Origin of the sequence: Streptomyces sp. NPDC002490, assembly GCF_040296045.1 — a bacterium.
GTDB lineage: Bacteria > Actinomycetota > Actinomycetes > Streptomycetales > Streptomycetaceae > Streptomyces.
In genome coordinates, this window is record NZ_JBEOWM010000011.1 from 109984 (window position 1) to 130542 (window position 20559).

At 72.9% G+C, this 20559-nt stretch carries 16 protein-coding genes; 9 read left to right on the forward strand and 7 right to left on the reverse strand.

The annotated features are described in order from the left end of the window. Nucleotides 1–66 precede the first annotated feature (66 nt). From ABT092_RS09885 to ABT092_RS09895, 3 genes are read left to right on the forward strand one after another with little or no spacing between them, the layout of a single operon-like run. On the forward strand, nt 67–774 hold the full coding sequence (locus ABT092_RS09885; protein ID WP_351241773.1) for a succinate dehydrogenase: 708 nt from the start codon (nt 67–69) through the stop codon (nt 772–774). A gap of 2 nt (nt 775–776) precedes the next feature. Further along, on the forward strand, nt 777–2750 hold the full coding sequence (locus ABT092_RS09890) for a fumarate reductase/succinate dehydrogenase flavoprotein subunit (RefSeq protein WP_351241774.1): 1974 nt from the start codon (nt 777–779) through the stop codon (nt 2748–2750). Further along, on the forward strand, nt 2747–3496 hold the full coding sequence (locus ABT092_RS09895; protein ID WP_351241775.1) for a succinate dehydrogenase/fumarate reductase iron-sulfur subunit: 750 nt from the start codon (nt 2747–2749) through the stop codon (nt 3494–3496). The genes ABT092_RS09890 and ABT092_RS09895 overlap by 4 nt, the downstream gene beginning before the upstream one ends. An 88-nt stretch (nt 3497–3584) precedes the next feature. On the opposite strand, the gene ABT092_RS09900 is transcribed toward ABT092_RS09895, so the two are convergent. After that, nucleotides 3585–5954 carry an ATP-binding cassette domain-containing protein gene (locus ABT092_RS09900; RefSeq protein WP_351241776.1) on the reverse strand — a complete coding sequence of 790 codons (2370 nt, stop codon included), beginning with the start codon at nt 5952–5954 and terminating at the stop codon, nt 3585–3587. Nucleotides 5955–6548: 594 nt separating this feature from the next. Here ABT092_RS09900 and ABT092_RS09905 point away from each other — a divergent pair. From ABT092_RS09905 to ABT092_RS09915, 3 genes are all read left to right on the forward strand, one after another. Continuing rightward, nucleotides 6549–9014, forward strand: a complete 2466-nt coding sequence (locus tag ABT092_RS09905; protein ID WP_351241777.1) for a glycoside hydrolase family 65 protein — start codon at nt 6549–6551, stop codon at nt 9012–9014. Nucleotides 9015–9019: 5 nt separating this feature from the next. Beyond that, nucleotides 9020–9160 (forward strand): hypothetical protein, encoded by a 141-nt coding sequence (locus tag ABT092_RS09910; protein ID WP_351241779.1) that lies wholly within the window; start codon nt 9020–9022, stop codon nt 9158–9160. A 158-nt stretch (nt 9161–9318) separates the two neighbouring features. Beyond that, on the forward strand, nt 9319–9996 hold the full coding sequence (locus tag ABT092_RS09915) for a helix-turn-helix domain-containing protein (protein ID WP_351241781.1): 678 nt from the start codon (nt 9319–9321) through the stop codon (nt 9994–9996). 478 nt (nt 9997–10474) lie between these two features. Here the strand turns inward: ABT092_RS09915 and ABT092_RS09920 are convergent, their stop codons facing one another. After that, a complete protein-coding gene (locus ABT092_RS09920; protein WP_351241783.1) occupies nt 10475–10684 on the reverse strand; it encodes a dodecin in 210 nt (69 codons plus the stop codon). A 183-nt stretch (nt 10685–10867) separates the two neighbouring features. On the opposite strand from ABT092_RS09920, the gene ABT092_RS09925 reads away from it, so the two are divergent. Beyond that, nucleotides 10868–12121, forward strand: a complete 1254-nt coding sequence (locus tag ABT092_RS09925) for an extracellular solute-binding protein (protein ID WP_351241785.1) — start codon at nt 10868–10870, stop codon at nt 12119–12121. Nucleotides 12122–12163: 42 nt separating this feature from the next. Here ABT092_RS09925 and egtD read toward each other — a convergent pair whose 3' ends face one another. From egtD to ABT092_RS09950, 5 genes are all read right to left on the reverse strand, one after another. After that, nucleotides 12164–13129, reverse strand: coding sequence for an L-histidine N(alpha)-methyltransferase (gene egtD / locus ABT092_RS09930; protein WP_351241787.1), 966 nt, complete (start codon nt 13127–13129; stop codon nt 12164–12166). Continuing rightward, nucleotides 13126–13893 (reverse strand): ergothioneine biosynthesis protein EgtC, encoded by a 768-nt coding sequence (gene egtC, locus ABT092_RS09935; protein WP_351241789.1) that lies wholly within the window; start codon nt 13891–13893, stop codon nt 13126–13128. Before egtC ends, egtD begins: the two co-directional genes overlap by 4 nt. Beyond that, nucleotides 13893–15251, reverse strand: coding sequence for an ergothioneine biosynthesis protein EgtB (gene egtB, locus ABT092_RS09940; protein WP_351241791.1), 1359 nt, complete (start codon nt 15249–15251; stop codon nt 13893–13895). Before egtB ends, egtC begins: the two co-directional genes overlap by 1 nt. Further along, on the reverse strand, nt 15248–16525 hold the full coding sequence (egtA, locus tag ABT092_RS09945) for an ergothioneine biosynthesis glutamate--cysteine ligase EgtA (protein ID WP_351241793.1): 1278 nt from the start codon (nt 16523–16525) through the stop codon (nt 15248–15250). The genes egtB and egtA overlap by 4 nt, the downstream gene beginning before the upstream one ends. A 524-nt stretch (nt 16526–17049) precedes the next feature. After that, complete coding sequence (locus tag ABT092_RS09950; protein ID WP_351241795.1) at nt 17050–17496, reverse strand: type II toxin-antitoxin system PemK/MazF family toxin; 447 nt, start codon at nt 17494–17496, stop codon at nt 17050–17052. Between the two features lie 367 nt (nt 17497–17863). On the opposite strand from ABT092_RS09950, the gene ABT092_RS09955 reads away from it, so the two are divergent. Beyond that, nucleotides 17864–18850: a LacI family DNA-binding transcriptional regulator gene (locus ABT092_RS09955; protein ID WP_351241797.1), complete on the forward strand. Its 987-nt coding sequence runs from the start codon at nt 17864–17866 to the stop codon at nt 18848–18850. 221 nt (nt 18851–19071) lie between these two features. Next, complete coding sequence (locus ABT092_RS09960; RefSeq protein ID WP_351241799.1) at nt 19072–20508, forward strand: aldehyde dehydrogenase family protein; 1437 nt, start codon at nt 19072–19074, stop codon at nt 20506–20508. Nucleotides 20509–20559 lie beyond the last annotated feature (51 nt).

The window sequence follows — 20559 nt, forward strand, 5'->3', positions numbered from 1 at the left end:
TGGCTATGAAAATGAGCTAACCCATGTCTTGGACCGATCGGAATCGGCCCCGTAGCGTGCTGTGGCATGGCTCTGGCAACACGGACGGATCGACGGCCGTCCATGACGCGCACGATCTGGGACTCCACCGTCGGCAAGAAGACCGTGATGGCGGTGAGCGGTCTGATCATGCTGGGATACCTCGTCGCCCACATGATCGGCAACCTGAAGATCTTCTTCGGTACGAGTTCCTTCAACGAGTACGCCCACTGGCTGCGCACCCTGGGCGAGCCGATCCTGCACTACGAGTGGGCGCTGTGGATGCTGCGCGTCGTCCTGGTCGTCGCGGTGGTCGCGCACGGCGTCTGCGCCTACCAGCTCAGCCGCCGGGACATCAAGGCGCGCCCCGCCCGCTACGTCCACAAGAAGGCCCGGGCCAGCTACGCCACCCGCACCATGCGCTGGGGCGGGATCATCCTGGTCCTGTTCCTCGTCTGGCACATCCTCGACCTCACGACCGGCCACGCCCACCCCGGGGGCTTCGAGAAGGGCCGCCCGTACCAGAACGTGGTCGACACCTTCTCCACCTGGTACGGCAACGTCGTCTACATCACCGCCGTCCTCGCCCTCGGCCTCCACGTCCGCCACGGATTCTGGAGCGCGGCCCAGACCCTCGGCGCGGGCAGCAGGTCCCGGGACCGCTTCCTCAAGACCTCCGCGAACGCGCTCGCACTACTGCTGACGGTCGGCTTCGTCTCCGTCCCCGTCGGCGTCATGACCGGATTGGTGAGCTGACCATGGCCTCCCAGGACGCCTTCCCCCCGTACGCCGACTACGCCACCGGCGAGCCCCTCGCGGACGCCAAGGCCCCCGGCGGACCCATCAACGAGCGCTGGGACACCCGACGGTTCGAGGCCAAGCTCGTCAACCCCGCCAACCGGCGCAAGCAGACGGTGATCGTGGTCGGCACCGGCCTCGCCGGCGGCTCCGCCGGCGCCACCCTCGCCGAGCAGGGCTACCACGTCATCCAGTTCTGCTACCAGGACTCGCCGCGCCGCGCCCACTCGATCGCCGCCCAGGGCGGCATCAACGCCGCCAAGAACTACCGCAACGACGGTGACTCGATCCACCGCCTCTTCTACGACACCGTCAAGGGCGGCGACTTCCGCGCCCGGGAGTCCAACGTCCACCGGCTCGCCCAAGTCTCCGTGGAGATCATCGACCAGTGCGTCGCCCAGGGCGTCCCCTTCGCCCGCGAGTACGGCGGACTCCTCGACACCCGCTCCTTCGGCGGCGTCCAGGTCTCCCGCACCTTCTACGCCCGCGGCCAGACGGGTCAGCAACTCCTCATCGGCGCCTACCAGGCCATGTCGCGGCAGATCGCCGCCGGCACCATCGAACTGCACGCCCGCACGGAGATGCTCGACCTCGTCGTCATCGACGGCCGCGCCCGCGGCATCGTCGCCCGGGACCTGGTCACCGGCCGCATCGACACGTACTTCGCCGACGCCGTGGTCCTCGCCTCCGGCGGCTACGGCAACGTCTTCTACCTGTCGACCAACGCCATGAACTCCAACGCCACCGCGATCTGGCGGGCCCACCGCCGCGGCGCCCACTTCGCCAACCCCTGCTTCACCCAGATCCACCCCACCTGCATCCCCCGCACCGGCGACCACCAGTCCAAGCTCACCCTGATGAGCGAGTCGCTACGCAACGACGGCCGGATCTGGGTGCCCAAGGCCCAGGGCGACACCCGCCCGGCCGCCGAGATCCCCGAGGACGAGCGCGACTACTACCTGGAGCGCATCTACCCCTCCTTCGGCAACCTCGTCCCCCGCGACATCGCCTCCCGCGCCGCGAAGAACGTCTGCGACGAGGGCCGCGGCGTCGGCCCCGGCGGCCAGGGCGTCTACCTCGACTTCGCCGACGCCATCCGACGCATGGGCCGGGACAAGGTCGAGGAGAAGTACGGCAACCTCTTCGACATGTACGCGCGGATCACCGCGGAGAACCCGTACGAGACCCCCATGCGGATCTACCCCGCCGTGCACTACACGATGGGCGGACTCTGGGTCGACTACGACCTGGAGACCACGATCCCCGGCCTCTTCGCGGTCGGCGAGGCCAACTTCTCCGACCACGGCGCCAACCGGCTCGGCGCCTCCGCGCTGATGCAGGGCCTCGCCGACGGCTACTTCGTGCTGCCGTCCACCATCAACGACTACCTCGCCCGCCACCCCCGCCCCGCCGACGAAGACCTCGGCGTCGACCATCCGGCGGTGCGGGAGGTCCTCGCCGAGACCGAGGACCGGTTGCGACGGCTGCTCTCCGTCGACGGCGACCGCACCCCCGACTCCTTCCACCGCGAACTCGGTGAACTCATGTGGGAGTACTGCGGCATGGCCCGCAACGAGGCCGGGCTGCGCAAGGCGCTGGAACGCATCCCCCGGATCCGCGAGGAGTTCTGGCGCCGCCTCAAGGTCCCCGGCACCGGCGAGGAGTTCAACCAGTCGCTGGAGAAGGCCAACCGCATCGTCGACTACCTCGAACTCGCCGAGCTGATGTGCCTCGACGCACTGCACCGCGAGGAGTCCTGCGGCGGACACTTCCGGGAGGAGTCCCAGACCGCCGACGGCGAGGCGAAGCGCGACGACGACTCCTTCTCCTACGCCGCGGCCTGGGAGTTCACCTCCACCGGTACCGCACCCGTCCTGCACAAGGAAGACCTGGTCTTCGAGTACGTCCACCCCACCCAGCGGAGCTACGCATGAAGCTCACCCTGCGCGTCTGGCGCCAACAGAACGCCGAGTCCGACGGCGCCATGTCCACGTACGAGGTGGACCGCATCTCGCCCGACATGTCCTTCCTGGAGATGCTCGACACCCTCAACGAGGAACTCATCCTCAAGGGCGAGGACCCCGTCGCCTTCGACCACGACTGCCGCGAGGGCATCTGCGGCGCGTGCAGCCTCGTCATCAACGGCGACGCCCACGGCCCCGAGCGCACCACCACCTGCCAACTGCACATGCGGTCCTTCCGGGACGGCGACACCATCGACATCGAGCCCTGGCGCGCCGCCGCCTTCCCGGTGGTCAAGGACCTCGTCGTCGACCGCTCCGCCTTCGACCGGATCATCCAGGCCGGCGGCTACATCAGCGTGCCCACCGGCTCCGCGCCCGAGGCCCACGCCACCCCGGTGCCCAAGCCCGACGCCGACTTCGCCTTCGAACACGCGGAGTGCATCGGCTGCGGCGCCTGCGTGGCCGCCTGCCCCAACGGCGCGGCGATGCTGTTCACCTCCGCCAAGGTCAACCACCTCGGCGTGCTGCCCCAGGGCGCACCGGAACGGGAGACCCGGGTCCTCGACATGGTCACCCAGATGGACGCGGAGGGCTTCGGCGGCTGCACCCTCGCCGGGGAGTGCGCCACCGCCTGCCCCAAGGGCATCCCGCTGGTCTCCATCACCCGCATGAACCGCGAGTGGCTGCGCGCCACCCGCTCCGCCGGCGAGCGGTAACCGCCGGCCCCGGGACCGTTCGCCACCCACCGCGAACGGACGGGGCCGGGAGGTGGTGCTCATCCCCGGCCCCGTCAGCCCCACCTTCTCAACGGCCCGCCACCTCCCGCGCGAGGTAGGGGGCGGTGCGGCTCCCCGCAGCCCGGGCCACCTCCCGCGGCGGCCCGGCGGCCACCACCCGACCGCCCTCGTCCCCGCCGCCCGGCCCCAGGTCCACCACCCAGTCCGCGTCCGCCACCACCGACATGTCGTGCTCCACCACGACCACCGTGTGCCCCGCCCCGACCAACTTCCGCAACTGCCGCATCAACACCGCCACGTCCGCGGGATGCAGCCCGGTCGTCGGCTCGTCCAGCACGTACACCGCCGGCCCGCGCCGCGCCCGCTGGAGCTCCGTGGCGAGCTTGATCCGCTGCGCCTCGCCCCCGGACAACTCCGTCGCGGGCTGCCCGAGCCGCAGGTACCCGAGCCCCACGTCGAGCAGCGCGTCGAGGCTGCGGGCCGCGGCCGGCACGTCGGCGAAGAACGCCGCCGCGGACTCCACGGTGAGGTCCAGCACCTCGGCGACGCTACGACCGCGGTACCGCACCCGGAGGGTCTCGGCGTTGTAGCGCGCGCCCCCGCACTCCGGGCAGGGTGCGTAGGTGCTCGGCAGGAACAGCAGCTCCACCGAGACGAACCCCTCGCCCTGGCAGGTCGCGCACCGCCCGCCCGCGACGTTGAACGAGAACCGGCCCACCCCGTATCCCCGTTCCCGGGCCGCGTCCGTGCCCGCGAACGCCTTGCGGACCGCGTCGAACAACCCCGTGTACGTGGCCAGGTTGGAGCGCGGGGTCCGGCCGATCGGCCGCTGGTCGACGCTCACCAACCGTCCCACCCCGTCGAGTTCCTCGGTGATCGCGCCCACGAACGTCGACTTCCCCGACCCCGACACGCCGGTCACCGCGGTCAGGGCGCCCCACGGCACCTCGGCGCTCACCCCGCGCAGGTTGTGCCGGGTGACCGGCCCGATGCGCAGCCGACCCCGGTCCGCACCGCCCGGTCGGTCCCCCGTCCCCGGCGGCGCGGCGGGGCGCTGCCCGAACAGGAAACGGGCGGTCGCCGAGTCCGGCACCCCCGCCAGGTCCGCCACCGGCCCGCTGTGCAGCACCCGCCCGCCGTGCTCGCCCGCACCGGGCCCCACCTCCACCACCCAGTCCGCGTGCCGGATCACGTCGAGGTGGTGCTCCACCACGAACACCGAGTTCCCGGCCCGGCGCAGCCGATCGAGGACCGCGAGCAGCGCTCGGACGTCCGCCGGGTGGAGCCCGGCGGACGGCTCGTCGAGGACGTACACCACGCCGAACAGTCCGGACCGCAACTGGGTCGCCAACCGCAGCCGCTGGAGTTCCCCCGCCGACAGCCCCGGCGCCGACCGGTCCAGGCTCAGATAGCCGAGGCCCAGCTCCTGCACGGGTTCGATCCGGGACAGCAGGTCGTCGACGAGGACCCGGGCGGTCGGCGAAACGTCCCGGTGCTCCCGCAGCACCCGCGCCAACGCGTCGAGCGGCAGTGCCGCGAGCCCGGCGACGTCCCGGCCGGCGAACCGCACCGCCAACGCCTCGGCCCGCAGCCGTCGACCGTCGCACACCGGGCACGGGGCGCTGTCCAGGAACCGCTCCGCCCGGGCCCGCAGGGCGGGGCTCTTCGAGTCGGCGAACGTCTTCAGCACGTACCGCCGGGCGCTGGTGTACGTGCCCTGGTACGGCCGTTGGATCCGGTCCGCCTCCCGCACCGGGTGCACGGTCACCACGGGCTGCTCGTCGGTGAAGAGGATCCACTCGCGCTCGGCCGGCGGGAGCTCCCGCCACGGGCGGTCGACGTCGTGGCCGAGGGCGTCGAGCACGTCCCGCAGGTTCTTGCCCTGCCACGCGCCCGGCCAGGCGGCGATGGCGCCCTCCCGGATCGACAGCGACGGGTCGGGCACCATGAGCTCCTCGGTGGTCCGGTGCACCCGGCCCAGTCCGTGGCATCCGGGACACGCCCCGGCCGCGGTGTTGGGGGAGAAGGAGTCCGAGTCCAGCCGGGGCGCCCCCGGAGGGTACGTGCCGGCCCGGGAGAACAGCATGCGCAACGAGTTGGACAAGGTCGTCACCGTGCCCACCGAGGAGCGCGCGGTCGGCGTCGAACGCTGCTGCTGGAGGCTGACCGCCGGCGGCAGCCCCGTGATCCGCGCCACCTGAGGCGCCCCGACCTGGTGGATCAACCGCCGTGCGTAGGGGGCGACCGACTCGAAGTACCGCCGCTGCGCCTCCGCGTAGACGGTGCCGAACGCCAGCGAGGACTTGCCCGAGCCGGACACCCCGGTGAACGCCACCAGCGCGTCGCGGGGGACGTCCACGTCGACGCCCCGCAGGTTGTGCTCGCGCGCACCTCGGACCCGGACGTAGGGGTCGGGTTCGGGGAACGCTGGGGACACGGCTCCACTCCGGTGCGGGCGGGACGTCCGCCCCGGGCGGTGCCCGAGGGCCACCGGGACGGCACACCCCCACCTTCTCCGGTGCGGTGCGGTCCCGCCACCCGGGCCGGTCTCCGGTAGGAGTCGAGGAGCGCCCCGCGGTCGTCGGTTCCGGTGTTCGCACCGGCATCGCCCGGTCGCGACTGCGGAGGGGGCGGCGCCGGGGTCTCCTCGTCCGCCCGGTTCACCCCCTCCAAAGTCGCGACCGGGGCCCTGCTGTGACCAGACTGTTCCGTGCGAGACGGAAGGACCAGAGCGATGAGGTTGCCCGTGCCGGTGCACCGGCACGGCCGAGGGATCCGCCCGGAACGTCCTGCGGGACGCCTCGGCAACCGCCGGTCTGCTGGTGCTCGGTGCACTGCGCCGGGGCGGCCGGTTCGGGCTGCAACGCGGTCCCGTCGCCCCCACCCCCCTCCACCACGCCCGGTGCCCCGCGGCCGTGGTTCCCCCACCCGCATGAGCACCGTGATCGCAGCGGCCTCCGACGACGCGACGAGGGACGCCCCGCCCGCTGCCGGCCCCCGCCCGACGCCCCCGCTGACGAGGGGCTGACCCGTGGCCGCGTGGATCTGGGAGTACGAGGGGTACGAGCCGGATCACGAGAGGGTCCGGGAATCCTTGTGCGCGCTCGGCAACGGCGTCTTCGCCACCCGCGGCGCGGCCCCCGAGTGCGCCGCGGACGCCGTCCACTACCCGGGCACCTACGCCGCGGGCTGCTACGACCGGCTGGTCTCGAACGTGGCAGGACAGCGGGTGGAGAACGAGGACATGGTGAACCTGCCCAACTGGCTTCCCCTGCGCTTCCGCCTCCCGAACGGTGCGGACACCTCCTGGCTCACACCGGACACGCATCCCGTCCACGGCCAGCGCCTGAGGCTCGACCTGCGTTCCGGCATCCTGGAACGCACCCTGTGCTACGAGGTCGACGGCCGTCGACTCGCCGTGCGGCAAGTACGGCTCGTGCACATGGCCCACCCCCACCTCGCCCTGTTGCGCACCGAACTCACCGCCGAAGGCTGGTCCGGCGAGATCGAGGTGGAATCCGCGATCGACGGGACGGTCACCAACAGCGGTGTCGAACGCTACCGGCAACTCGCCGGACACCACCTCGCGGACGTCCGGGCCGGCGCCCCGGCGCCGGGCACGGTGTGGCTGAGTTGCCGCACGGCCACCTCCGGCATCCGCGTCGCACTGGCCGCGCGGACCACCGTGGAGGGCAGCGCCGTTCCGAACGCCGGAGCGTCCACGGACGGACGGGCCGTGCTCGCCTTCCGCGTGCCGCTGACCGACGGGCGGCGGATCACCGTGGACAAGACCGTCGCCCTGCACACCTCGTGCGACCGGGCCATCAGCGATCCCCTGCACGCAGCGCTCGACCGGGTGGCGCGGGCTCCGGACGCGGACGCGCTCCTGGAATCCCACCGGGCCGCCTGGGACCGACTGTGGCGCAACGCCGAGTTCGACGTGCCGGGCGAAGCGGGCTCGATCCTGCGGCTCCACCTCTTCCACGTCCTACAGACCCTCTCCCCGCACACGGTCGACCTGGACGCCGGCGTCCCCGCCCGGGGGCTGCACGGAGAGGCGTACCGGGGGCACGTCTTCTGGGACGAACTGTTCGTCCTGCCCTACCTCAACCTCCACTTCCCCGAGGTGTCCCGCGCCCTGCTCACCTACCGCCACCGACGGCTGGAACGGGCGTGCGACGCCGCCCGCGACACCGGCCGCACGGGCGCCCGCTACCCCTGGCAGAGCGGTAGCGACGGCCGGGAGGAGACGCAGCAGATCCACCTCAATCCACGCTCCGGCCGCTGGCTGCCCGACCACTCCCGTCTCCAACACCACGTCGGTTCGGCCGTCGCGTACAACGTGTGGACGTACTGGCAGGCCACGCAGGACACCGACTTCCTCCACGCACGGGGAGCGGAGACGATCCTCCAGATCGCCCGCTTCTGGGCGGACACCGCGGTGTACGACACCGGGCTGGGCCGATACCGCATCCGGGGCGTGGTCGGCCCCGACGAGTACCACGACGCCTATCCCGACAGCGACGCGCCGGGCATCGATGACAACGCCTACACCAACGTCACCGCGTCCTGGGTGCTCACCCGCGCCCTCGACGTGCTGCGCACCCTTCCGGCGCCGCTGAAGGACGAACTCCTCGGGCGCACCGGCCTCGACACCGGCGGGACCGAGCACTGGGAGGACGTCTCACGGAAGCTGTACGTCCCCCACCACCAGGGGGTCATCAGTCAGTTCGAAGGCTACGGCGACCTGGCCGAACTCGACTGGGACGACTACCGCCACCGCTACGGGGACATCCGAAGGCTCGACCGCATCCTGGAGGCCGAAGGGGACACCGCCAATCGCTACCAGGCGTCCAAACAGGCGGACGTCCTGATGCTCGGATACCTGTTCACCCCGTCCGGACTGCGGGAAGTCCTCCACCACTTGGGGTACGACCTCGACGACGCCTCCTGGCAACGCACCGTGGACTACTACCTACGCCGCACCAGCCACGGCTCCACCCTCAGCAGCCTCGTCCACGCCTGGACACTGGCCCGTGCGCGGCGCACCGAGGCATGGGCGTTCGCCCGGGAGGCCCTGATGGGCGACATCGCCGACCTCCAGGGCGGCACCACCGGCGAGGGCATCCACCTCGGGGCCATGGCCGGCACCCTCGACCTCGTCCAGCGCTGCCTCACCGGCCTCGAACCCCGCCCGGAAGCCCTACGGCTCGACCCCCTGTCCGTCCTGTACGCCGGATCCGACGCGTACGGCTTCGCGATCCGCTACCGGGGGCACTGGGGAATCCGGCTCCGGCTGAGCGCCGGCCGACTACAGGTGTCGGTACCCGACTCCGACCTGGCGCCCGTCCGCATCGAGCTCCCCGACCGCACGGTCTCGGTGGCACCGGGGGAGACCCGCACCCTCACGCTCTCCGGCGAGTGCCCCCACCGGGAGCCTCGGCGGCACACCCCCGGGCCGACGGACCGGCTCCTGACCCCCGGTGAGCGCAGGTAGCCGTCGTGGCCGATCGTGGGGAAGGGGCGCAGAGGTTGGCCAGCCGGGCGGGACGCAGGGCCGGTCCGCGCCAGGGCATCGGTTCGGTGACCCGGACCGTCCTGCACCTGGCCGCGGCACCCGTGGCCGTGGTGCTCCGCGAGTGAGAGGCCCATGGCAGACGGTGGTCGGGGTCGCTCCACTCCGCCGATCCCGCCCGCCCGGGCGTGCCTACGGCCGCCCGAGGCGGGATGCTGGAGATGTCGTTCCGGGTCCACGGTGGCGCTCGCGGAAGCGCGGGCGCCACGAGTGAGGGAGGCGGGGCATGGGCACCCCAGGCAGGCCGGACCGTGACGCGGAGGGCGGGCCCCCGACGCCAACCGTGGCCGAACGGGTCGAGTTGCGTCGGGTGCAACAGGGACTCTCCACGGCCGAGCTCGCGCACCATGCGCGGATGTCCCCGCCCTACCTGCGCCGTCTCGTCGAGGACGGAAGCTTCGACCCGGACGGACTGGCCCGGGTCGCCGCCGCCCTGGGCACGACGTACGACGAGCTGCTCCACGGTCGTGCCGACCCTCCGCCGGGGCTGGGGGAGGCCACAGGACACACCTACCTCGCACGGCTCTCGGAACGGGAGTGCTGGGAACGGCTCGGCACCCACGGCGTGGGGCGCCTGGGGCTGCGGGGAGACCAGACGCCCGTGATCCTGCCGGTCAACTTCCTCGTCGACGGCAGGAGCATCGTCTACCGCACGGAGCCGGGGAGTCCCGCGGCGGTCGAGTCGGGCGCCCCGCTCTCCTTCGAAGCCGACCACCTGGACGACGCGAGGAGCCGTGGCTGGAGCATCCTGGTGACGGGAGTGGCCGAGTCCGTGACCGACGTCGAGACCTTGTCCGCACTCACCCGTCGCACGGGCTCGCGGCCCTGGGCCGAAGGAAGGCGGACCCGCTGGATCAGAGTGGTGCCGAGAGAGGTCACCGGACGCGATCTGCGCACCCGCTGAGCCGTCGTCCCCGGGGGTGCAACTGCCGGTGCACGGTGGACCCGTCTCCTGCGCGGGGAACGACGGTCACCGGGCAGAGGGCGTGGTGGAGGCCCGCCCGGGCCGTACCGGCGGGGAGGGCCCGTCGCCCGACCACCAGGAGTACGGCTCCCTCCGCCGCCTCGACCACGGTCCGGGCGGGACTCCCGAGACGGACCGAGGAGGCCGCGAGGGCCGTGGGGTGCCGCGCCTGAGCGGCCCGGGCCGGTGCCCCTGGCGTCGAGCGGCCCCTGGCGGAGGCCGAGTCGTCGTTCCCGGGCGGGGGCCCGGGGATGATTCCCGCCATCCGTGCTTCGCCCGGGGAACGAGGGAATCCAAGGGGCGCATGGGGTTGTGCGGACGTGAGACTTCCCTCATTTTCGGCCATCGTCCGACCCGGTGGGGGCCCGTCACGGCGGCGCCGGAAGAGGGGCGCGGCCCCTGCTGCGGGGCCGCGCGGTCAGTCCTCGATGCGGAAACCGACTTTCAGACCGACTTGGAAGTGCTGCACCTCGCCGTTCTCGATCTGGCCCCGGACCTGCGTGACCTCGAACCAATCGAGGTTGCGGAGGGTGCGTGAGGCCCGGGCGATTCCGTTCCGTACGGCCTGGTCCAGGCCCTCGGTGGAGGTGCCGACGATCTCGGTCACCCGGTAGGTGTGGTCGGACATGAGCGCTCTCCTCTCCGCCTCATGTTGGCGTCCCCCTTCACGGTAAACTCACAGAGCTCACTCAGCCTCTTGACCTGCGTCCTTGACGCGTACCAGACTTCGAGCCCACCCGTATGGAGCCGACGCTCTTCCCCCACATCGGGTTGACGTTCCCCTTGCTGTTGGAAGAAAGCGACCCATGTGATGCCCCGCCGCCGGACCGTCCTCTCGCTAGCCCTGGGCGCCACCGCAGCCCTCGCCACCGGGTGCAGCATCCTGCCGGGTGGGGGTTCGGGAGGCCGCACGATCACCATGTGGCTGATGAAGGACAGCGCTTCCGATGCGTTCCTCGACGAGTTCAAGGACTGGTTCGGCAAGGAACACGGCGACGTCGAGTTGAAGGTCGAGATCTTCGAGTGGGAAGGCATCGGTCAGAAGATCAGGGAGGCGCTCGACTCCAAGAGCGGCGGCCCGGACGTGATCGAGGTCGGGAACACCCAGGTCGCCCAGTACGTCGACGAGGGCGGGCTGCTGGAACTCACGCTGGAGTCGGCGCGTGACTTCGGCATGGAGGACTGGGTCACCGGCCTCTCGGAGCCGGGACAGTTCAACAACCGCCAGTACGGCATCCCCTGGTTCGCCGCCAACCGCGTGGTGATCTACAACAAGGAGCTGTGGGAGCGGGCCGGCATCAAGAAGGTGCCGCAGACCCGTGACGAGTGGCTGGCCATCACCAAGACCCTCAACAGCGGCAACGTCCAGGGCATCTACCTGCCCGGCCAGGAGTGGTACACGCTGGCCGGTTTCATCTGGGACGAGGGCGGGGACCTGGCGTCCGACCGCTCCGGCAACTGGGAGGGCGCCCTCGACACCGAGGAAGCCCGACGGGCCATGGACTTCTACGCCGAGTTGCAGGCCCTGGGCAAGGGGCCGAAGCGGTCGGACGAGAAGAACCCCGACCAGGCCGTGGAGTTCGCCCGCGGCAACATCGCCCAGATCGTCAGCCTGCCGAGCGCCGCCGCCAAGATCAAGGAAACCAACGCGGAGGTGGCGGAGAAGCTGGGCTACTTCCCCATCCCGGGGAAGACGGCGAACCGCAAGGGCTCCGTCTTCATCGGCGGCTCCGTCCTCGTCGTCCCCGAGAACACCACGGACCGCCGGGGGGCGGTCGCCCTGATCCAGGCGTTGACGGGCGAGAAGTGGCAGACCGAGCTGGCCCGGACCATGGGCTACGTGCCCAACAAGACCACCCTCGCCCGGGTCGTCGCCGGCGAGCCCGGCGTCGCCGCGATGGCCGAGGGGTCCGTGCGCGGCCGGGCCACCCCCAACTCCCCGAACTGGGGCAAGGTCGAGCTGGACAACCCCATCAAGAAGTACATGACGGCGGTGCTCACCGGCAGCGACCCCGCGAGCGAGGCCAAGAAGGCGTCGATGCTGATCACACGGGCCCTGGGCTGACCCCGTGCGCCGGTGCCCCCTCGGGCACCGGCGCCGGTCCGCTCAGCGGGCCGTGCTCAGCGAGAGCGCGAACCGCCCCGCCCGGTCCGTCCACCAGCGGGTGACCTCCCACCGGGCCGCGGCCAACTCGGCGCGGACGCCCGCCTCGCGGAACTTTGCCGACACCTCCGTGCGCAATTCCTCCCCGGCCTCGAAGTCGACGGCCAGGTTCACCGCAGGCACCTTCACGGTCACCGCGGTGCGGGCGCGCAGCCGCATCTCGATCCACTCCCGCTCGGCGTCCCACCGGGCGACGTGCGCGAAGTCGTCGAGGTCGAAGTCGGCCCCCAGCTCGCGGTTGATCACGGTGAGGACGTTCTTGTTGAACGCGGCCGTGACCCCGGCGGCATCGTCGTACGCCGCGACCAGCGTCGCCTCGTCCTTCACCAGGTCGGTCCCCAACAGCAGCGCGTCCCCGGGAGCCGCCAGGGAGCGCACCGAGCGCAGGAACGCGGCCCGCTCCGCGGGCAGCAGATTGCCGATCGTGCCGCCGAGGAACGCGACCAGCCGCGGACCGGGGGCGTCGACGGGCAGCTCGACGGCCGTGGTGAAGTCCGCGATCAGGGCGTGGACGTCCAGCGCGGGCCGCTGGGCGAGCAGCGCCGCCCCGGCCTGCTCCAGCGCGCTCGCGCTGACGTCCACCGGAACGTAGGTCCGCAGTCCGACCAGGGCGTCCAGCAGGTGGCGGGTCTTGTCGGAGGACCCCGACCCCAGTTCGACCAGGGTCCGGGCCCCGGTCGCCGCGGCGATCTCGGGCGAGCGGGCGAGCAGGATCTCCCGTTCGGCCCGCGTCGGGTAGTACTCCGGCAGGGTCGTGATCCGGTCGAACAGGGCGCTGCCCCGCGCGTCGTAGAACCACTTGGGCGGCAGGGTCTTCGGGGTGCGGATCAGACCCGCGCGCACATCGGCGCGCAGCGCCGCGCCCGCGGCGTCCTCGGGCAGGGTGCGGGTGAGGCGGAACGGGCTCACGGGACGGGCTCCTCGAGCGGGGTCAGATGGACTTCGGTGGCGGTGGCGGTCAACAGGGTCCGGTCGGGCACCTGTCGCCACCGGGGGTCGTCGTCGTAGGGCTCCGAGGCGACCACCGTGCCGGTGCCGGGCCGCCCGGACGGATCGGAGAGCACGAACAGGGAATCGCCCCACGCGGTCGCGGCGACGGCGGACCCGTCGGCGAGCAGGAGGTTCAGCCGGGAGTCCGGAGCCGCCTCGGCCACCTGCGCGACGGTGTCCGCGAGGGCCCGCCCCGGCGCGACCCCGTCGGTGAGCCGCCGCAGCACCAGGGCCCACACCAGCGCCGCGTCGCAACGGGCCGCGAGCGACAGCAGGTCGACGGGCGGCAGCTCCGCGGCGAGCGACACCACCGTGTGCGGCCAGCCCCGCACCGCCCCGTTGTGGCTGAACAGCCACGGGCCGAAGGCGAAGGGGGCCGCCGCGGCCTCCCCGTCGGCGTCCGCCACGGTGGCGTCCCGCACCGCGCCCAGCAGGGCCCGGGTGCGCACCACCCGGGCGAGGTCGGCGAAGGACAGGTCGGCCCAGATCGGCCCGGCGCGCCGGTACCGGGCCGGTACCGGGTCCCCGTCGGCGTACCAACCGACCCCGAAGCCGTCCGCGTTGACCGTGCCGTGCCGTTGGCGGCGGGGCGCCCACGCCTGGCGGTGCAGGGCGTGCGGCGGTGCGGTCAGCAGCGCCCCGAGCGTCGTCTCCGCGCCCACGTAGGCCAGGTGGCGGCACATCAGCGCACCACCTCCCGGGCACCGCCTCGGTCCGGGGCGGCGTCACGGGCGGTGCGGAAGCCCGAGAAGATCTGCCGCCGCACGGGGTGGTCCCAGTTGCGGAAGGTGCCCCGACAGGCCACCGGGCCCACGGCGAACGAACCGCCCCGCAGCACCTTGTAGTCGCCCCCGAAGAAGACCTCCGAGTACTCCCGGTACGGGAAGGCGGTGAAACCGGGGTACGGCTCGAAGCCGCTCGCCGTCCACTCCCACACGTCACCGATCAACTGTCGGACACCCAGGAACGATTCCCCGGCCGGGTAACTGCCCGCCGGCGCGGGCCGTAGGTGCCGCTGCCCCAGGTTGGCGTGGTCGGGGCCGGGGTCGGCGTCCCCCCAGGGGTAGCGGGCGGACCTGCCGGTCGCCGGGTCGAAGCGGGCCGCCTTCTCCCACTCCGCCTCGGTCGGCAGCCGGCGCCCCGCCCACCGGGCGTAGGCGTCCGCCTCGAACCAGCCCACGTGCAGCACCGGCTCGTCGGGCACCACCGGTTCGGTGACCCCGAAGGAGCGCCGCAGCCACACCCCGCCCTCGCGGCGCCAGTACAGGGGGGCGTGGATCCCGTGCGCGCGGATGTGCTCCCAACCGCGCGGCTCCCACCAGCGCGGTTCGTCGTAGCCGCCGTCCTCGACGAACCGCTGGTACGCCGCGTTGGTCACGGGGACGGTGTCCAGGAAGAACGGGGGCACCGTGCGCCGGTGCGCGGGACGTTCGTTGTCCAGTGCCCACGGCTCCGCCGAGGTGCCCATGGTGAACGCTCCACCGGGCACCAGGACCTCGTGGGGGCCGGTGAACGCGGTCGCCGGCCGGGGGGCCGGCGCGGTCAGCACGGTCGGCCCGGTGCGCAACTGGTGGGTGATGAGCATCGTCTCGTCGTGCTGCTGCTCGTGCTGGGCGATCATCCCGAAGGCGAAGCCGGCGTCGTGCAGCGGTGAGCCGTGCACGGGGGCGGCGTCCAGGACGTCCAGGGCCCGACCGCGCACCTCCGCCGCGTAGGCGCGGGCCTCGGCGGGGGCCAGCAGCGGCAGCGAGGGCCGCTCGGCGCGCGGGTGCTCGAACGCGTCGTACAGCGGGTCGATCTCCGGGCGCATCGCCCCCTGCCCGGCCACCGCCCGCAGCAGCCACTGCTCCTCCTGGTTGCCGATGTGCGCGAGGTCCCACACCAGCGGTGACATCAACGGCGAGACCTGCGAGGTCAACTCCCCGTCCGTGACGCACTCCGTCAACAGGGCGGTGCGTTCACGGGCGCCGAGCAGGGCCTCCCGGGCCCGTTCCCGCACCGCATCGGGGTCCCTCGGCGTGGTGTCGGCGGACTCGGTCATGAGCTGGGGTCCTTCCCACGGGGGGCGAAGCCCTCGATCGACTCGTCGGCCGGGCAGCGTCCGCGGTGCACGAAGCGGTCCGCGTAGGCCGCCACGGCGGAGGTGACGCCGGCGGACGCACCGAGGCGGGGCAGCGCGGACAGGGCGGCGTCGAAGCAGACCCCGGCGGCCTCCCGCAGTTCCGGGTCGCCGAGCGCCTCCCGGGCGGCCGTCAGCCACAGCTCGCTACCGGGAGCCGGTGCGTCGTCCCGTTCGGAGAGCGACTTCACGCACCGGTAGGCGGTCTCGGCGGCCTCCGTGTCGTCGAAGAGGGCGGCCGTCACGGCCAGCGGCACGATCCATCCGTCCTCCCCGGGCTGGGCGTCGATCATCCGCAGCTCCAGGTGTCCGCGCGGACGGACCGGCGGGAACAGGGTGCTGATGTGGTAGTCGAGGTCGGAGCGGGTCGGCGGGCGGGGCAGCCCGCCGCGTATCCAGGAGCGGAAGGTCAGTCCGTCCGGCACCAGCCAGGGCCCTTCCTCGGTGCGCACGCACATCACCGGGGCGTCCAGCACCCGGCGGGCCCACCCGGCGCGGGGCTCGGCCCCCAGCGGCGGGGCGGCGGAGCGGCCGGGCTCGATGTCCGCCCACAGCGCCTGCCGGGTGGAGCGCCATCCCGTCAGGCGGCCCCGGGCCAGCGGAGAGTTGGCGAACGCGGCCACCAGCACCGGCCCCAACAGGTGGGCCAGTCGCCAGCGGCGCCCCAGGCCCAGCGGCCCGGGCTCCTCGTACCCCGCGTCCACGCACACCTGGACCGAGGCGGACGAGCACATCATCATGCGTCCGGCGGGCCCGGCGCGGTCGAGGTAGGTCTCCATGGCCGCGTACCGGGGCGCCCGGAGCCAGCGCACCGGACCGCACCACGGGTCCGTGCCGACCCCCACGAGGGCGAGCCCCAGCGGACGCAGGGCCGCCCGTACGGTCGCCAGGTCGCTCGCCACGTCCGTGACGCACGCGGTGAGCGCGGGCGCGGGCGCGGAGCTGAGCTCCAACTGCCCCCCGGGTTCCACGGTGAGCGCCGAGTGCAGCGGCAGCGTGCGCAGCAGGGCGTACAACTCGTCCAGACGGGCTCGGGACACCTGCTCGTGGGGCCGGTCGACGGCGCGGACCAGCCATTCGAGTTCGACGCCGAGGGTGCGGGGCGGGCCGGTCTTGAAGCAGATGCCGCGGACCAGCGCTTCCGTGTCCGCGTCCGAGAGCAGGGTGGTGGAGTGAGTACAGTCACTCTCTGACATGGCCGGGACCCTCCAAATCCTCAGGTGGAGTTCCTGGAACCGACCGGGCCGGGATGGCCCGGTTCGGTGGTACTCGTCCACCCAAGACGGTCGGCACCGTCCGCACAAGGGTGCCCGCGACCCTCGATCGGACGATGCGGCCGGATGCTTCGACGGCGCGCCCCGGCGGAGGTGCCCCGGGGCGCACGCGGTGCTCGGCCCTGAGCACAGCATGGGACAGCGGGAGTGCGCGCGCGACCCGGGTCGACGCCCCGGGGGCGTGCCCGCGCCACCGTCCGCCCGTACGCCCGCCCCGGGCCCCTTCCGGTCGTCGGACCGGCGTGTCCCGTCGGGCCCGGGTGCGACGGGGTGCGGCACCCTGCCCTACCACCCTGCGGCCCACAGGGTGGTACCCCACGCCGTACGGCGTCTACCTCCGTCGCGCCGCCCCTACGGACAACGCCCGACGTCCGCCTCCCGCACTGAGCTGATTCGGGTACCCATCGTGCTCGCCGCGGAGGGAGGGGGCCGACCCCCGCGGCGGCTCAGGGCCAGCCGTGGAGCGTGCGCAACCGTGCGACCACGGCCTCGAACCGGGGCCGGTCCAGCGCACACGCCTCCCGGCGCATGCCGTCCTCGTGGACGCGCAGGAGCCGGCCCAGGTCCACCCAGGAGTCACGGCCCTCGCGGTCCCAGGGGCCGCTGCCGATCGGCACCCAGGTGCGGTCCTCGTGCGGCTTGCTCGACAACGGCACGGCCAGCAGGGTGCCGGTCGCCTCGCGGGCCACGACCAGCACCGGCCGGTCCTTGCCGCGGCCGTCGCCCTCCTCGAAGGGCACCCAGGTCCAGACGATCTCGCCCGGATCGGGGTCCCCGTCCGGATCGGGGGCGTACTCGGTGCGGACCCGTACGGCGGTGTGCGCCGCGACCTGCCGGGTGGCGTGCGGGCCGGAGCGACCGGGGGCGTCGGGGCCTTCGGGGAAGTCGGTCATGGGCGCCACGGTAGGAGCACCCCGCCGCCTTCGCCGGGTGGGGAACCGCAGGCGGGTGAGGGGGCCGGGGTTCGTCCGTGACGTCGGACGGCCTCCCTCTGGTCTGAACAATAGTCAACAAAGGCTGTCTGAAAGGAAGTTGGCCGATTCCAGGTAGGCTGAAAATACCGCTCGGTCCCATGGAAGGATGCGGAGCGTCATGGTGCAGATACCCGAGCAGCCCGTCGTGCGCGTATCCGATCAGTCAGCCGAGCGGGAGCCCGTACCGCGGCGTGCCCCACGCCTGACGGACTCCCCGTCCACCAAGCCCGCACACAACGCCAGTCCCACTCCGTCCCGTTCCTCCCCCAGACCCCTCACCCGCGCGGTGCCCACCAGCGCCGACGTCGCCCGGCTCGCCGGAGTCTCCCGAGCGACCGTCTCCTACGTCCTCAACAACACCAGCGCCGTGCGGATCAGCGAACCCACCCGGCGCCGGGTGCACGAAGCCGCCAAGGAACTCGGCTACGTCCCGCACGCCGCCGCCCGCAGCCTGAGGGCAGGGCACAGCCGCATGGTCCTCATGCCCACCCCGGCCGTACCGGTCAGCCCGCTCTACAGCCGGTTCCTCGGCGAACTCCAATGGGCCCTCGGCCGTTTGGACTACACGGTCGTCCAGTACGGGCGGGTGGGCCTGAGCGGGGAGGAAGCCGCCCGGGCCTGGGCGGAACTACGGCCCGTCGCCGTCCTCGCCCCCGGGGTGCACGACCTCGGACCGCGCAGCGTGTCCCTGCTCAAACGGTCCGGGGCCCGAGCGGTCATCACCTTCGGCCCCCGACAGGTCACCGGAGCCCACGCCCTGCTGATGGACCAGCACGCGGTCGGGCGCACGGCCGGTGCCCACCTGGTCGACCGCGGGCGACGGCGCATCGGAGTGATCGTCCCCGAGGAGAAGGGATTCGAAGCCCTCTCCCGGCCGCGCACCGACGGCGTCCGGGAGAGCGCCGACGAATCCGGGGCCGAAGTGGTCGAGGTCCCCCTCCGCTACGACGAGACCTCCGCCGCCCGACTCGCCGCCCGCTGGCGCGACCTCGGACTCGACGGGGTCTTCGCCCACAACGACGAGTACGCGATGCTCCTGATGCGCGCCCTCCAGGACGAAGGCATCCGGGTACCCGACGACACCGGGCTCGTCGGCGCCGACGACCTCATGCTCGGCCGGTTGCTGCGCCCCCGGCTCACCACGGTGCGCACCGAACTGCCCTCCGGTCAGGAACTCGCCGCACTGGTCGACCGGGTCGTCCACGAGCCGGCGGTGGAGCCCCTCACCCGGCAACTCCTCGGCGCGGTCCTCGTGGAGCGCGAAAGCGGTTGACCCCGCCCGGTCGGACCGCGCACCGCGGTTCGACCGGGAACGTCCGGCACCGGCCGGGCGGCCCGCGCGGTGCCACAGCCCGCCGGCCGCCCGGCCCCGTACGTCCGCGCGGCGATCCCGGCGACCGCGTACCCCTCGCACCACCCGGTGGCCCGCCGGAGGCGGCGGCCCCGGGCCCACCACGACCGACCCGGCCCGACCTCGGCGAAGGGAAACCCGCGATGACCCCGCTCCACCCCATGACCTGGCAGTCGCCCGTCGTGACGGGCCCGTGGTACGACGTGGTCGAACCGGCCACGGACGCCGTGCTCACCCGGGTGCGCAGCGCCGGGCCCAGCGACGTCACGGCCTCCGTCGCCCGGGCCGCCGTCGCCCAGCGGTCCTGGGCCGGGCGCCCCGCCGCCGAACGCGCGGCCGTGCTGCGCCGCGCGGGGGACCTGCTCGTCGCCCACGGCGACGAACTGCGGGAGTGGCTGGTGCGCGAATCCGGCTCGGTGCCGGGCAAGGCCCACTTCGAACTCTCGGTGGCCACCCAGGAGTGCTACGAGGCCGCCGCCCTCGCCACCCGCCCCACCGGCCAGGTGCTCAGCAGCACGGCCCCCCGCCTCGCGTACACCCAGCGGGTGCCCGTGGGCGTGGTGGGGGTCATCGCGCCGTTCAACGCCCCGCTCGTGCTGTCCCTGCGCTCGGTCGCCCCGGCGCTGGCGCTCGGCAACGCCGTCGTCCTCAAGCCGGACCCCCGCACGGCGGTCTCCGGCGGGCTCGCCCTCGGCGCCCTCTTCCACGCCGCGGGCTTGCCCGCGGACCTCCTGCACGTGCTTCCCGGCGGCCCCGACCCCGGACGGCAACTCCTCGCCGACCCCCACGTCCCCGTCATCTCCTTCACCGGCTCCACCCGAACGGGCCGCTCGGTCGCCGAAACCGCCGGACGGCACCTGAAGCGGACCCACCTGGAACTCGGCGGGAACTCCGCCCTGATCGTCCTGGAGGACGCCGACCTGGAGGCCGCACTGTCCGCCGGAGCCTGGGGGGCCTTCTTCCACCAGGGCCAGATCTGCATGACCACCGGCCGCCACCTCGTCCACGCCTCGCACTACGAGGAGTACGTCGAACGGCTCGCCGCCAAGGCCGACGCCCTGATCGTCGGGGACCCCCACCGGGACAAGGTCCACCTCGGGCCGCTCATCGACCGGGAACAGACGCGCACCGTGCACGACCTGGTCAAGGCCAGCGTCGCCGCCGGCGCCGTGATCCGCGCGGGCGGCACCCACGACGGCCCCTACTACCGGCCCACCGTACTGACCGGCGTCGACGACGACACCCCCGCCTACGCCCAGGAGGTCTTCGGGCCGGTCGCCCCCGTACGCCCCTTCACCACCCTCGACGAAGCCGCCGCCCTGGCCGCCGCCGGTCCGTACGGGCTTTCCCTCGGCATCATCACCCGGGACGCCGCCCGGGGCCGGGAGCTCGCCGAACGCATACCCACCGGCATCGCCCACATCAACGACCAGACGGTCGGGGACGAGGCCCTCGCCCCCTTCGGCGGAACGGGCGTGTCCGGCACCGGCACCCGGTTCGGCGGCGACGCCAACGCCGACGCCTTCACCGAACTGCGCTGGATCACCGTCGACGCGGACGTCCCCGCACACCCCTTCTGACCTCAGCGAACACCCCGTCCATCCCCGTCCACGACAACGCCCGGTGGCCGT